The organism is Streptomyces sp. NPDC003327 (genome assembly GCF_053589515.1).
Genome location: NZ_JBSFSA010000058.1, coordinates 21,050 through 34,678, shown reverse-complemented (window position 1 = coordinate 34,678; position 13,629 = coordinate 21,050). Strand labels below are relative to the sequence as shown.

The 13,629-nt window shown below is 72.8% G+C and carries 13 protein-coding genes; 6 read left to right on the top strand and 7 right to left on the bottom strand.

Annotated elements, in window-relative coordinates; all coding sequences use genetic code 11:
• Positions 1-189 precede the first annotated feature (189 nt).
• Positions 190-798: a signal peptidase I gene (gene lepB, locus ACWDVG_RS29055; protein WP_451703534.1), complete on the bottom strand. Its 609-nt coding sequence runs from the start codon at positions 796-798 to the stop codon at positions 190-192.
• Between the two features lie 138 nt (positions 799-936).
• A complete protein-coding gene (locus ACWDVG_RS29050) occupies positions 937-1,986 on the bottom strand; it encodes an AraC family transcriptional regulator (RefSeq protein WP_451703533.1) in 1,050 nt (349 codons plus the stop codon).
• A 245-nt stretch (positions 1,987-2,231) separates the two neighbouring features.
• Here ACWDVG_RS29050 and ACWDVG_RS29045 point away from each other — a divergent pair, with 245 nt between their 5' ends.
• Positions 2,232-2,669 (top strand): Rieske (2Fe-2S) protein, encoded by a 438-nt coding sequence (locus ACWDVG_RS29045; protein ID WP_451703531.1) that lies wholly within the window; start codon positions 2,232-2,234, stop codon positions 2,667-2,669.
• A gap of 53 nt (positions 2,670-2,722) precedes the next feature.
• Here the strand turns inward: ACWDVG_RS29045 and ACWDVG_RS29040 are convergent, their stop codons facing one another.
• On the bottom strand, positions 2,723-3,625 hold the full coding sequence (locus tag ACWDVG_RS29040) for a LysR family transcriptional regulator (RefSeq protein ID WP_451703529.1): 903 nt from the start codon (positions 3,623-3,625) through the stop codon (positions 2,723-2,725).
• Positions 3,626-3,699: 74 nt separating this feature from the next.
• Here ACWDVG_RS29040 and ACWDVG_RS29035 point away from each other — a divergent pair, with 74 nt between their 5' ends.
• Positions 3,700-4,752: a DMT family transporter gene (locus ACWDVG_RS29035; protein ID WP_451703527.1), complete on the top strand. Its 1,053-nt coding sequence runs from the start codon at positions 3,700-3,702 to the stop codon at positions 4,750-4,752.
• A 43-nt stretch (positions 4,753-4,795) separates the two neighbouring features.
• On the opposite strand, the gene ACWDVG_RS29030 is transcribed toward ACWDVG_RS29035, so the two are convergent.
• From ACWDVG_RS29030 to ACWDVG_RS29020, 3 genes are all read right to left on the bottom strand, one after another.
• The gene (locus tag ACWDVG_RS29030; protein ID WP_451703525.1) at positions 4,796-5,770 is read right to left on the bottom strand and encodes a DMT family transporter; all 975 of its coding nucleotides are present in this window, start codon (positions 5,768-5,770) and stop codon (positions 4,796-4,798) included.
• A gap of 182 nt (positions 5,771-5,952) precedes the next feature.
• Positions 5,953-7,002 (bottom strand): EamA family transporter, encoded by a 1,050-nt coding sequence (locus tag ACWDVG_RS29025; RefSeq protein WP_451703522.1) that lies wholly within the window; start codon positions 7,000-7,002, stop codon positions 5,953-5,955.
• 41 nt (positions 7,003-7,043) lie between these two features.
• Positions 7,044-7,673 carry a Clp protease N-terminal domain-containing protein gene (locus ACWDVG_RS29020; protein WP_451703542.1) on the bottom strand — a complete coding sequence of 210 codons (630 nt, stop codon included), beginning with the start codon at positions 7,671-7,673 and terminating at the stop codon, positions 7,044-7,046.
• Positions 7,674-8,030: 357 nt separating this feature from the next.
• On the opposite strand from ACWDVG_RS29020, the gene ACWDVG_RS29015 reads away from it, so the two are divergent.
• Positions 8,031-8,255: a hypothetical protein gene (locus ACWDVG_RS29015; protein ID WP_451703521.1), complete on the top strand. Its 225-nt coding sequence runs from the start codon at positions 8,031-8,033 to the stop codon at positions 8,253-8,255.
• A 61-nt stretch (positions 8,256-8,316) separates the two neighbouring features.
• Here the strand turns inward: ACWDVG_RS29015 and ACWDVG_RS29010 are convergent, their stop codons facing one another.
• Positions 8,317-8,937 carry a PadR family transcriptional regulator gene (locus tag ACWDVG_RS29010; RefSeq protein ID WP_451703519.1) on the bottom strand — a complete coding sequence of 207 codons (621 nt, stop codon included), beginning with the start codon at positions 8,935-8,937 and terminating at the stop codon, positions 8,317-8,319.
• Positions 8,938-9,132: 195 nt separating this feature from the next.
• On the opposite strand from ACWDVG_RS29010, the gene ACWDVG_RS29005 reads away from it, so the two are divergent.
• From ACWDVG_RS29005 to ACWDVG_RS28995, 3 genes are read left to right on the top strand one after another with little or no spacing between them, the layout of a single operon-like run.
• Complete coding sequence (locus ACWDVG_RS29005; RefSeq protein ID WP_451703517.1) at positions 9,133-9,885, top strand: TnsA-like heteromeric transposase endonuclease subunit; 753 nt, start codon at positions 9,133-9,135, stop codon at positions 9,883-9,885.
• Positions 9,882-11,945, top strand: coding sequence for a Mu transposase C-terminal domain-containing protein (locus tag ACWDVG_RS29000; protein ID WP_451703514.1), 2,064 nt, complete (start codon positions 9,882-9,884; stop codon positions 11,943-11,945). The genes ACWDVG_RS29005 and ACWDVG_RS29000 overlap by 4 nt, the downstream gene beginning before the upstream one ends.
• Positions 11,942-12,955: a TniB family NTP-binding protein gene (locus tag ACWDVG_RS28995; protein ID WP_451703511.1), complete on the top strand. Its 1,014-nt coding sequence runs from the start codon at positions 11,942-11,944 to the stop codon at positions 12,953-12,955. Before ACWDVG_RS29000 ends, ACWDVG_RS28995 begins: the two co-directional genes overlap by 4 nt.
• The last annotated feature ends 674 nt before the right edge of the window (positions 12,956-13,629 follow it).

Sequence of the window (13,629 nt, the reverse complement as noted above, 5' to 3'; positions counted from 1 at the left end):
ACACCCCCCGCTACAAATCGCCCACGGAGGGATAGGTGTGGCCCGGAGGCGCGCCCTCTCCGCCCACGGGGGCCGCACGCCGTAGGCGTGCGCGGCGAAAGGCCGGAGCCGACACGGGCGTACCGCGTCCCCGGAAGACGTACTCCCCGAGGACGTGCCCCCGGAGGCCGTACACCCGAGGACGTACCCCTACGGGCCGGGCCCGCGGTACTCCCCCAGGACCGGCCGGTTTCCGAGCCCCGGCGAGGCCGAGAGCGGGAACGCGCGGAGGCCGACACGGCCCTCCACGCGGGCGATCTCGCCCCAGCCGTACGCCCGGGAGTCGTCCGACAGATCGGGGTTGTCCCCCAGGTAGAAGAAGCCGCCCTCGGGGACCGTCCGCAGCTCCGGCGTCGCCGTCCGGGCGCCGTCCGGTCCGCAGCAGGCGCCGGTGCGACGGGCCCGCTCCGACCACTGCGGCGCGACCACCTGCCGCACGGGCCCGGTGCCTCCCTCCTGGAGGAGGACGAGGAAGGGGTCGCGCGGGGTGGAGACGATCGCCACGCGGTCGCCCGGGAGTCCGATCACCCGCTTCACCAGGAGGCCGTTCTGTCCGGCCCGGCGCAGCAGGACGACGTCGAACCTGCGCACCTCGCCCGCGCTGCCCGGCGCGACGAGGATCCGGTCCCCCGGCTCCAGGGTGGGCGTCATGCTGCCGCCTTCGACCCTGATGCCGAGGGCCGTCACCGCCGCCCCGGCGAGCAGACAGAGCAGGACCCCCGCCCCGAGGAGGCCACCGGCGACCCGGCGCGCCGTCATCGTCGGCTGGTGCGGCCCGGCTGCCGCACGGCAGCGGACCGGTCGATTTCGGTCATGGCGGGACGGTAGGCCGGGCGCCGGGCGGCGGCTGTGACCGTACCGCTCAGGGTTGTTGACCCTCCGCCCCGGCGGCACTCCCTACGCGCTGCGGCCGCACTCCGCCCCGAGCCCCCTCGCCCGGTACGCGCGCGGCGTCTCGCCCGTCCAGCGCCGGAACGCCCGGTGGAAGGCGCTCGGTTCGGAGAAGCCCAGCTGCCGGGAGAGCCGCTCGATGGAGACCCGCCCGCCGGTGAGCTCAGCGAGGGCGTGGTCCCGTCGCACCTGGTCGCGCACCCGCTGGTACGTCGTCCCCTCGGCGGCCAACTGCCGGCGCAGTGTCTGCGGGCTGACGGAGAGCCGGTCGGCGACCTGCTCGGGCGTCGGCACCGGCCCCGCCGGCAGCGCCCTGCCGATGAGGTGGCGGACCCGGCCCGTCACGGTACTGCCGTAGTCGGCGCAGACGAGGACGTCGGCGGGGGCCCTGCGCAGGAACGCCTTGAGGTCGGCCGCGTCCCGCAGGACCGGCTCGTCGAGGTCCGTCCGGTCGAGGACGAGCGCCGTCCGCCCGGCCCCGAAGACGCGGGGGGCGTCGAAGAGCAGGGCGTACTCGCGGGCGTGGCACGGTTCGGGGTAGGCGAACTCCACGCGCCGCAGGGCGATCCGCCGCCTGATGAGCCAGCCGGCGAAGCGGTGGGCGACGAGCAGGGTCGACTCGGCGCCGAAGCGGAGGGGGTCGTCGTATCCGGAGACGTCGAACTCCAGCCGCGCCTCGTCGGGCGCGAGGCGGCCCGCGCCCGGCTCGGCGAGGCGGAAGCGCGGGCCCGTGGGGAAGAGCGCGTAGTAGGTCTGGGCGCGCCGCAGCGCCTCGCGCAGGTCGCGGCTCCCGTGGACGACGAGGTGGCCCATCATCGCGAAGGTGCCGATTTTGGTGGGGCCGCCGCCGAAGCCGATGAACTCGTCGTCGAGGAGGGACCAGAGCTCCCGGACGAGGTGCGCGAACCGCGCGGCCGGGACCCGGCCCTGCGCCTCGCCGAGGACCGTGGAGGGGAGGCCGGCCCGGTCGAGCAGGGGCAGGGGGGCGATTCCGCGGCGTTCGGCGCCGAGCAACGCGGCGCGTACGTGGTGGGTGCTGACCGTCCCCGTCGGCATGGGCCGCGCCTCCGTTCCGGCCGGGCCGCGCCGTGGGGGTTGCACGGCGCTCGACCCTTCTTTGACACTTTGCCTGAGAGATGTCCAGGTTCGGACACTCTAGTGGGAACTGTAAGGATGACGGCGTGCTCATACGGTGAACGGGGCGTACGTCACAGCCGTACTGTCGGGTGGCGGGGACGGCCCGGTGGGGAGCACCCTCCGAGGCTCCGAGGACCCGAGGACCGACGACGAGGAGAGCGGACATGGGCGGAGTGGCACGCCGGACGGTGGTCGCGGCGGCGGGCGGGGCGGGCCTGGTGGCGGCGCTCGGCGCCTGCGGGGGCGGCGGCGCGGACGACAAGCCCGACGCGACGGCGGGGACGTCCGGAGGTGCGGGCGAGGGCGACGGCGAGGCCCAGGTCCTGGCGAGGACCGGGGACGTGCCGGTGGGGGGCGGCACGGTGATCGCCGCTCAGGGCGTGGTGATCGTCCAGCCGAAGGCCGGGGAGTTCAAGGCGTACTCCTCCAAGTGCACCCACGCGGGCTGCGCCGTCGGCAGGGTCGAGAACAACGCGATCATCTGCCCCTGTCACCAGAGCCGGTTCGACGCGGCGGACGGCAGCGTGCAGTCGGGCCCGGCGACGGCGCCGCTGCCGCCCACGCCGATCCAGGTGGTGGGCGACGCCATCAGCTTCGGCTGACACCCCGGCGTCCCGGCGCGGGGCGGTGCGCGTGCGCCCGCCCGCCGGGGCCGTCAGCTCGCCAGCGGCCCTGCGGCGGTCCGCAGCGCCTCGACGACCGCCCGCACCGAGGGGCGGCGCCCCGCGTCCCCGCGCCAGGTGGCGTAGATGTGCCGCCGCATCTTCTGCCGTACGGGTACGAAGACCACCCCGTCCGGCTGCGGGCGCCCGAGCCGGGGCGTCACGCACACCCCGAACCCGGCCGCCACGAGGGCGAGTTGGGTGTGGTGCTCGGCGGCGAGGTGGCCGATGCGCGGCTCGATGCCCTGCGAGCGCAGGGTGAACATCAGCCAGTCGTGGCAGAACTCGCCCTCCGGCCAGGACACCCACTCCTCGTCGGCGAAGTCCTCCAGGTCCACCGCCTCGCGCCCGGCCAGCGGATGCCCCGAGGGCAGGGCGACGTCGGCGGAGTCGTCGAGGAGGTGGGCGCGCTCCAGGCCACCCGGCACGGGCGCGCGCTTGTTGCTCCAGTCCAGGACGAGCGCGAGGTCCGCGTCCCCGCGCAGCACGGCCCGCGCGCCCTGCTCGGGCTCCAGCTCCGTCGTACGGACGCGGAGGTCGGGGTGGCCGGCCCGCAGTCCGGCCAGCGCCGCGGGGAAGAGCCCGCGCGCCGCGGTCGGGAAGGCGGCGAGCCGCACCTCGCCGACCACCTGGCCGCGCTGGGCCTCGATGTCGGCCTGGGCCAGCTGGACCTGGGAGAGGATCCGGGCCGCGTGCTCGGCGAGGAGCAGACCGGCGTCGGTGAGCCGCACGCCCCGGCCGTTCTTGGCGAGGAGCTGCTGCCCGACCTCGCGCTCCAGCTTGGCGAGCTGCTGGGAGACGGCGGAGGTCGTGACGTGCAGCCCGTCGGCGGCGCCGCTGACGGAGCCGTGCCGGGCGACGGCGTCGAGGGTGCGCAGGCGCTCCAGGTTCAACATGTAAGCGATTCTAAGAGAAGCAGTCGAAGAAATCTCGCTTGTTCTAAGAGGTCGGAGCCATCACGCTGAGTGCCATGAGCCTCGCTGCCTCCCGTCGCCCACCCGCCTCCGGCGCCTCCCCCACCTCCCGACTCCTCGACTGGCGCGTCCGCTTCGGCGCGCTCGCCCTCATCTGGGGCTTCAGTTTCCTCTTCATCAAGGTCGGGACGGAGGGCTTCGCCCCCTTCCAGGTCACCTTCGGCCGGCTCTTCTTCGGCACGCTGGTCCTGGTGCTCGCCCTGGTGGTGAAGCGGGACCGGCTGCCGCGCGGGGCTCGCGTGTGGGGCCATCTGACGGTCGCCGCCTTCCTCCTCAACGCGCTGCCGTTCTCGCTCTTCTCGTACGCGGAGCTGACGATCCCCTCGACGCTCGCGGGCATCTGCAACGCGACGACGCCGCTGTGGGGCATGCTGCTGTCCCTCGTGGCGCTCTCCGAGGACCGCCCGACCCGGGTCCGCGCCGCGGGCCTGGGCATCGGCTTCGTCGGCGTCCTCACCGTCCTCGGCGCGTGGCAGGGCTTCTCCGGTCTGGACGTGACGGGGACGGCCCTCGCCCTGCTCGCCTCCTTCAGCTACGCGGTGGGGTGGATCTACGTCCGCAGGACGCTGACGGACACCGGCGCCTCGCACCTGTCCCTCGCCACCGCGCAGGTCGGCCTCGGCACCGTCCAACTGGCCGTGGTCACCCCGCTGTTCACCACCCTCCCGGAATCGGTCGAGGTCCTTCCGCTGCTCTCGGTGATCGCCCTGGGCGCGCTGGGCACGGGGTACGCGATGCTGCTCCAGTACGGGGTGGTGGCGGAGGTCGGCCCGACGACGGCCTCGATGGTCACGTACTTCATCCCGGTCATCGCGACGGCGGCGGGCGTGACCCTCCTGGACGAACGGCTGAGCTGGAACACCCCGGTCGGCGCACTGGTGGTCCTGGCGGGAGCGGCCCTCACCCAGACCCGCACCTCACGCCGCACCACTCCCGCGCCCGCGTCCCCGGCCCCGGCTCCGGCGCCCGCATCGAGCACGTCGAGCGCGTCGAGCGCCCCGACGCCACCGTCCCCCGCACCGCCGGAGCCCCGGTCGACCCCCGTCTGACGACGAGGCCCCCGGCCTCCTGAGAGGCCCCCTGAGACGCCCCCTAGACCGGCACCGCCTCCGCCCGGCGGCGGGCCGTCGCCGCCGTCCTCGCCTCCGCGAGGGCGAGCCCGGTCACGGCCGCGAGCAGCAGCAGCGTCCCGAGGACGGTGGCGGCGGTCAGCGTCTCGTCGAGCAGGGTGACCGCGATCGCGGCGGCGCTCACCGGCTCCAGGAGCATGATCACGGAGACGGTGGCCGCCCGGACGACCGCCGCCCCGGCGAAGTACAGGGAGTACGCGAGGGCGGTCGGCACGGCCGCGACGTACAGGAGCAGCAGCACGATCCGCACCGGCGCGTCCGTGTGCGGGACGAGCCCCTCCGCCGCCGCGAGCGGCAGCAGGCCGACCGCGCCGACGGCGAAGGCCCAGGTCGTCGTGGTGAGCGCGTCGGCTCCCTCGCCGTCGCGGCCGAGCCGGCGGGTGAGCAGGGTGATCGCCGCGTACCCGGCGGCCGAGACGACCGCGAGGACGACGCCCAGCGGCCGTACCTCCGCGGCCCCGCTGCCCAGGACGAGGACGCCGAGCCCGGCGAGAGCCCCCGTCACCGCGGCGACCCCGCCGCGCCCGAGGCGCTCCCCCATGGTCAGCCGGGCGCCGACCGCGATGAGCACGGGTCCCGCGCCGAGCGTGACGACGGTGCCGACGGCGAGCCCGGTCGCGTCGACGGCGGCGAAGTAGGCGCTCTGGAAGACGACGAGCCCGATCCCCGTACCGAGGACGCGGACCAGGCGCCGCCGCCGCGACTCGCCCACGCGCCTCCCGGTGGGGGCGGCGCGCCGCGGTCGCAGCGCGAGGGCGCCGAGCAGCAGGACGAGCCCGCCGACGCACCGCCAGAAGGAGAGGGCCAGCGGACCCATGTCGCTCACGCGGAAGACCAGCGAGGCGGCGGCACCGGCGGTGCCCCAGGCGATTCCGGCGACGACGAGACAGAGGAGGCTCCGCCCGACGGACAGGGCGGGACCCGAGGAGTTCGACACGTGACTTCTCCGAGGAGGACAGAAGACGGAAGGGAAGAGGTTCGCTCGGCTCCGCACGCGGACGGCGACGAACCACCCGGGGGCGAGAAGTCGCCCGCCCGGGTCCGGTCTTCGTCGGGGAGAGTCGCCGCGCGCGCTAGGCGGCGGGCGGCGGCAGAACGGTCGAATGCATGGTCGGCACCCTACGGGGCCGTCCGCCCACCGGACAACTCCGTCTCACGCCCGTCCGCGCCCGGTTCGGCCTCGGTGCCTCCCCCGATGGCGGTGCGCCCCTCGGCGGCGGTGTCGGCGCCGCCCGAGCCCGCCACCGGCTCCCCCTGCGCCGCCTTCGGCGTCGACGACTGGGCGATGAAGGCCCCGACCAGCACCACCGCGCCGCCGATGATCTGCGGCGCCTCCAGGTGCTCACCGAGCAGCACCCACGCGAGGACGGTCGCGATGACCGCCTCCAGGCAGGCCACGACACCGGCGACCTGCGGGGACAGCCGCCGCACGGAGATGACCCCGGTGACGTACGCGAGGACGGTGGCGATCAGCACGATCCAGCCGAGCAGCAGCCACGCGGGCACCCCGGTGCCGTCCATGTCGGCGTCGCCGCCGAGGACGGACCAGTCCATGCCCCAGGGGCGGGCGACGAGCGTGAGGACGAGGGCGCCGAAGAGCAGTCCGTACGCGATGACGCCGAGCGGATCGGCCGGCTCGGCCTCGTCGGAGCCCTGGTCGGAGAGGACGAAGTAGCCGACCTGACAGCAGGCGGCGCCGAGCGCGAGGAGCAGACCGAGGAGGTCGAAGCTCAGCCCGGACCAGACCTGGACGACGCAGGCCAGGCCGCCGACGGCGAGGACGACCCCGAGGGCGGCGGCGCGGGTGACCGGCCGGCGCTGGACGAAGCGGACCCAGCCGAGGACGAGGGCCGGGGCGAGGTACTCGATGAGCAGCGCGACGCCGACGGGGATGCGCGAGATCGAGGCGAAGTAGAAGGCCTGGACTCCGGCGACGGCGAGCAGGCCGAAGCCGGCGAGGAGTGCGGGCTTGCGCCGCAACAGGTCCCGGTGCCGCCAGGCCACGGGCAGCATGACGAGGGCGGCGCCGGCGACCCGGAGCCAGACCACGTGGAGCGGGTCGAGCCCCGCCTCGATGAGCGGCTTGGCCGCCACTCCCGAACCACCGAATGCGAAGGCCGAGGCCAGGGCGAGTCCCAGGCCGGCGCTTCTCCCCTGAGACGCGTGCATCGGGCCATCATGACAGGGTCGGGTCAGGTGCGTAACCCCCGTCACACCTGTTGAGACGGCTCCACGGAAGCCACCCCTCCGCTCCCCGCGCACGACGTGTCGTCGCGGGCCGCCAGAACCCTGCGGCCACCGGCCTCGAGCCGCCCCTCGGCCCGTCCCGCCAGCTCCGCGGGGTCGACCCCCGCGCGGCGCAGCACCTCGGCCGCCCGGCTGCCCGTTTCCGCGGCGACGACGGCCAGCAGGTCGAGGCCCCGGGCGTGCTCCTCTCCGCGCGCCGCGGCCCGCCGGAAGGACTCCTCCAGGGCGGCGGCCGCGGCGGGCGACCAGGCGGAGGCGCGCGGCCCCCGGCCGTGGGCGCCCCGGACGGCGGGCAGCAGCCCGCCGCCGGCCGTCTCCTCCCCCGCCCGCTGCCAGCGCAGGCCGTATCCGATGGACCGCTGGACGAGGTAGCCGAGGACGCGCGCCGCCTGCCGCCCGCCGTCGAACACCGCGCCGACCTCGGGGTCCGACTCGAGGAGCGCGTGCAGCAGGTGGGCGGTGTCGATCTGCCGGTCGCCGTCCCGCAGGGCCCTGCGGCGCGCGCCCGTGACGACCCGCGCGAGCGTGGGGGCGAGGCCCGCCGCGAGGTCGGCCCGCAGGGCGGCGGGCTGCTCCGGCAGCCGTACGACCAGGTCCGGCGGCTCCGGGGCCCCCGCCGGCTCCGGCACCGCGTTCACGTCCGAGCGCGGGACGTCGGGGTGCCGGACGTCGGGATGACGGACGTCGGGGTGCGGCATGTCTGGGTGCGGCATGTCTGGGTGCGGCATGTCTGGGTGCGGGGCGGGGCTGTGCACCTTTCCACCTCATCAGCCGCGGGCGGCCGGGGCATCGCCGGGGAGAAGCATGTCCGCATCCCACCGGAGTGGGGTACGGACGCGCGATTCCTCCTCCTTGCGGATGAGATCGGAAAACCTCGGCCGAGGGGCGCGCGCCGCCTTGCGTCGCGCCCCCACCGCAACCACGACCCCCTCCCCACTCGTCCTCCCTTCGTGTTCTGGATGGTGGCCCTGCTCGGCCTCGACGGGCAGCAGTACGTGTACCGGGTGTACGCCCCGCGGGCGGCGCTGCCGGGCGATCTGTTCTGGGCCGCCTACCACTGCCACGAGGAGGACGGCGCGCCGCGCGCGTCGGACGCCTTCGACTCGGCCGAGATCCGGTGGATCGGCCAGGACGCGGACCCCACCCCGACGGAACTGACCGTCCATCGTCATTGAGGCCACGCACCAGGGCCCCGCGGCGCTTGCCGCGGGGCCCTGGAGTCGCTCCCGGTCGCGCTCAGTGCTCGTCGGCCAGGATCAGGTACAGCTTCTTGCGGGCTTCGTTGATCACGCCGACCGCCTTCTCGCGCTGCTCGGCGCTGCCGGTCTTCCAGACCTGCCCGAACGCCTCCATCAGACCGAAGCCGGCCTGCCGGACCTCGTTCAGGGCATCCCAGTCGACCCCGCGCCCGGCCTCCTCCCACGGGGCCTCCGGCCCCTCCTCGGCCTCGGCGCGCCCGGCCTCGGTGAGCGTGAACAGCTTCTTGCCGCCCTCGCTCTCGCTGGAGATGAGCCCCTCGTCCTCCAGCATCTGGAGGGTGGGGTAGACCGAGCCGGGGCTGGGCTTCCATGCCCCGCCGCTGCGCTCGGCGATCTCTCGGATCATCTCGTAGCCGTGCATCGGCCGCGCCTTCAGGAGGGCGAGGATCGAGGCGCGCACGTCTCCGCGCCGCGCCCGGCCCCGGCCGCCTCCGCGGCCGCGTCCGCCCCCGAAGGGGCCACCGCCGAACGGTCCGCCGCCGAAGCCCGGCCCGAAGGGGCCGAAGGCACCGCGTCGCCCGTCGACGTCACCACGAGGGCCGGGCCCGCAGTTCCCCCGACCGGCACCGTGTCCGTGTTCGTATCCATATGAACGCATCGCAACGCTCCTTCCGTCGAGATTCATCGTTGAACTGTCGCGATGCCTCAACGATATATCGGAACTGTTCGGTGAGCAAGCGTCCCCCGGCATGAGCTCCTGTCCTGTGACAGCGAATCTCGTTCGATTGCCACTGAACTTTGACCACCGGTACGTTCCTGACACCGAACTTTGACCGGTGTGGTTGGGGGCAGGGTGGGGGTACCGGCTCGTCTCTGCGGCGACTTCGCGTTATCGGCCTTTGAACTGGAGTTTTGTGGTCTGGCAGGTCGCCGTCGGCTGCCACTGGGCGAGGCCTGGAGCGTTCGCTTCGAGGAGGCCGAGCCGGTTCGCCAGTTCCGCTGGGCGAAGGGCGGCGAGAGCTTCCCGGGCTGGTACTTCGCCGCGACGACCGCTGATCATGTGGGATACGAGTCGTGGCTGGAGCGGGACCGGCTGATCCTGCTGGACCGCGATCCAGCGGTGGTCGGGATCGCCTCGCAGCCGTTCTGGCTGCACTGGCACGACGGGCGGGAGCCGCGTCGTCACGCCCCTGACTACTTCGTACGGCTCGCAGACAGCCGGGCCCGGGTGATCGACGTCCGCTCCGCCGACCGCCTGGACGAGCGGACGGAGGAGTCCTTCGAGGCCACCCGCGAGGCCTGCCAGGCCGTGGGCTGGGAGTTCGAGTGGGTGGATGCGCCACAGCCGGTGCTCATGGCGAACATCCGCTGGCTGGCCCGATACCGGCGACGCCGCTCGGGGCGCCCGGCGGAGGCCGCGGCCCGGCTGATCGAGGTGTTCGCGGAGCCGCTGCCGTTACGCATGGGGGCCGAGCTGGTCGGCGACCGGCTGATGGTTCTGCCGGTGCTGTTCCATCTGCTGTGGTCCGGCCGACTCAACGCTGATCTGGAGTCTGCCCTGCTGGGGACGGACAGCCTGGTCTGGGCCGGGAGGAGGTTGTCGTGAGCGGGCTGAAGCGGCCGGTCCGGGTCTCGGTCGGGGACCGAATCCGGTTCGACGGGCAGCTTCGCGGGGTTCTCGCGGTGTCGGCCCTGGCGGTGACGCTGAGCGATGACAGCCGGCCTTATCAGGTCGTGCCGTTGCTGGAGTTGTTCGAGGCCGAGGACTTCGAAGTCGTGGACACCCCGATGCGGATGCCGCTGCCGCCCGCTGCGCTGCTGGAGACCTTCCCGGAGGCGGCGGTGGAGAAGGCCCTGTGGTGGGAAGGGCACATCCTGGAGGTCCTGCACGGCCTGCCACCCGGCACCGAGCTGGGCACGACTCCCCGGCCCGAATACGGGCCGGACCGCTCGCTGACCGCCCGTCAGCGGGCCAAGGCAGCCGAACTGTCCGCCGCCGGGCACCGGGTGAGTCCCAGCACGGTCGCCCACCGACGGCGCCGTTACCAGGAACACGGGGTGATCGGCCTGGCTGACCACCGGCCGGTCCGCAAGAGGCCGCAGTTCGGCGAGGTGGACGACGCGGTGGTCTCGGCGATGCTGCAGGCCATCGAGGAGGCAGTGGACGCCTCGACTCGCACGGGCACGTTCCTGCTCTGGCGGACCGGCGAGATCCTCAAATCCTCCCAGGAAGGGCAGCAGGTCAGGCTGCCCTCGCAGCGGACGCTCTACCGGCTGCTGGCGAAGCTGGCCGCGGGCACCCACACCACCGGCTCCGCCGCCACACGCCGGTCCAGGGCCCACGGAGCCCAAGGACCGCATGGCGAACTACCGGTGTTCGCACCAGGCGAGGTCATGCAGATCGACTCCACCCCGCTGGACGTGCTGGTCCGGCTGGACAACGGCATCGCCGGCAAGGTCGAACTCACCGCGATGGTCGACGTCGCGACCAGGACGGTGACCGCGGCGGTGCTGCGGCCGACCACGAAGTCAGTCGACGCCAGCGTGCTGCTGGCCCGCACCGTCACTCCCGAACTCATGCGGCCGGGATGGGTGGACGCGTTGAAGATGTCCCGCTCGGTGCTGCCGCACCGCCGGCTCCTGGCCCTGGACGAACGTCTGGAGCACGCCGCCGCACGGCCTGCAATCGTCCCGGAGATGATCGTCTGTGACCACGGCAAGGCGTTCGTCTCGCGCAACTTTCGCTCCGCCTGCCGGTTTCTGGAGATCGAGTTCCAGCCGACGCACAAGGGCTCGCCCTTCGAGAAGGGGCACATCGAGAAGATGCTGGGCTCGGTGGCCACGCTGTTCGCACAGTTCCTGCCCGGCTACACCGGCCGCAACAGTGACCACCGCGGACGTCACCTGGAGGGTGAACGCCTGTGGTCGCTGCTCGAGTTGCAGGATCTGCTGGACGAGTGGATCGTCGCGCACTGGCAGAACCGCCCCCATGACGGCCTGCGCGACCCCGCTCATCCGGGCCGACTGTTCACTCCGAACGAGAAGTACGCCGCCTTGGTCGAGGCGTGCGGCTACGTCCCGGTCGCGCTCAGCGGCGACGACTACGTCGAACTCCTGCCCGCCGAGTGGCGGGTGGTCAACGACTACGGCATCCGGGTCAAGAACCGCACCTACGACAGCCCCGAGCTGGGGCGGATGCGCCGCCAAGACTCCGGCATCAGAGCGAAACGAGGCCTTTGGGAGGTCCATCGCGACCCCTACGACGCCTCCCGCATCTGGGTACGCGACCACCACCGCGACAACACCTGGGTCCAGGCCACCTGGAAACACCTCAACCGGGTCCCGGTCCCCTTCGGCGACCTGGCCTGGGACCACGTGAGCCACCAGCTGCCCCGGGCCACCGAGGCGGAGATCGCCGACGCGGTCGCCGCCCTGCTCAACCGGGCCCACGCCGGCCCGCAGACCGATACCGGCCCCCGATCCAGCAAACGCGACCGCCGCGTCGCCGCCCGCACCAAGGCCACCAGCCGCGTCACACCGGCCTCCACCAGCTCCAGCTCCGACACCTCCTGCGAAGACACATCGGAGGAGTCCGAGGAGACATTGGCCGAGGTCATCCCACTCGGCTTGTTCGACCCACTCGAAGACCCCTGGAAGCGCCCGTGACGACACCCCCGCCCCCAGAGACCGAGCGGCACCTGACCACCCTCGACGGCTGGCGTCGCTTCATCGAAGAGTCACCGCCGGCGCCACCCCGGCTCATGGACGACGAATACGACGCCCTCGATAAGACAGGGCGGCTCGCATTCGACGAGGCCCGCCTGGAGCATCACGCGAGACTGCTGGTGGTCCACACCTCCGTCATCCGGCACACCGTGACCTGCGGACGCCGCCTGGTCCTGCTGAACCGGCACGCGATCAGCGCCCGCCGGGGCCTGATCGTCTCCGGTGCTGCTGGCACTGGCAAAACCATCGCGATCACTCAGCTCGGCAGAGCGCACGAACTGCTGGACCGGGCCCGCCACCCCACCGCAGCCGACCGCATCCCGGTGATCTACATCACCGTCCCGCCCGCCGCGACGCCCCGCATGATCGCAGCCGAGTTCGCCAGGTTTCTCGGCCTGCCGGTGATGGCCCGGATGAACATCACCGACCTCATCGAAGCCGTGGTCGGGGTCTGCACCGATGCCCGCACCGGCATGGTGCTGGTCGACGAGCTGCACAACGTCTCGCTCACCACCCGGCACGGCGCCGAGGTCGCCGACACTCTCAAGTACTTCTCCGAGCGCATCCCTGCGACGTTCATCTACGCAGGCATCGACATCGAGCGCAGCACCCTGCTGACCGGCACGCGGGGCGCCCAGATCGCCGGCCGTTTCACACTGATCCCAACCCGTTCGTTCCCCTACAACAGCGAATGGCGGGGCCTGGTCGCCACCATGGAAGACACCCTCTGCCTGCGGCGACACAAGCCCAACACCCTCACGCGGCTGGATCGCTATCTCCATGGCCGCACCGGCGGCATGATCGGCGCCCTCTCCCACCAGGTCCGGGGCGCCGCGATGGACGCGATCCTCGACGGTTCGGAGAGGATCACCAAAGCAGGACTCGAAGCCGTTCCCCTGGACGTCGCCGCCGAGGCACCCGAACTCCGCAGTGCTGGGGGCGTTCGGTGAAAGAACGGCTCCGGCTCCTGCCCGTTCAAGTCCGTCCCCAGGCCGGCGAGGGTGCTCGGGCCTTCATCGTCCGCCTCGCCCAGGCCAACCACCTGCCGCCCCGCTACCTGCGGACCTACCTCTGCGAACCGCCCCGTCACGGAGGCCCTCCCAGCTTCGGCCGCCTGGCCGTGGTGACCGGCCGGGACGCCGAAACCCTCCGGACCACCTTGGAGACCAAGCGGTGTCTGGAATGCGGCGCGGCCATGCCTCCTCTCGGCGTCCTCGGCCGCCGAGCCCTGCGCTGTTCTCAGGCTTGCCGCCAGAAGGACTATCGCAGGCGAAACCCGCGCGCCCACTGGCCCAAAGTCCCCTGTAAACACTGCGGACAGAAGATGCGGGTCCACCCCAGCCAACGTCACCGCCTATGCTCCTCCGCCTGCCGACGAGCGGACTATCTCCGAAAGAGACGAGAAAGCTGGGTAGAACGCGGGCTAGGGGAACCACGGTCGTGTCCGGGTTGCGGCGATCCCATCTTCTCGACGATTCGGACGACATGTTCCAGCCGGTGCTATCAACGAACGCGTCGCAACCCCACCGCGCCACCCCGTCCAGATGTGCCTCAGTCACCACCACCGCCCCGGCACCTGCAGAATCTCGACTTCTGTGCGTTCTGTCACGTACCTCTTCCGCCA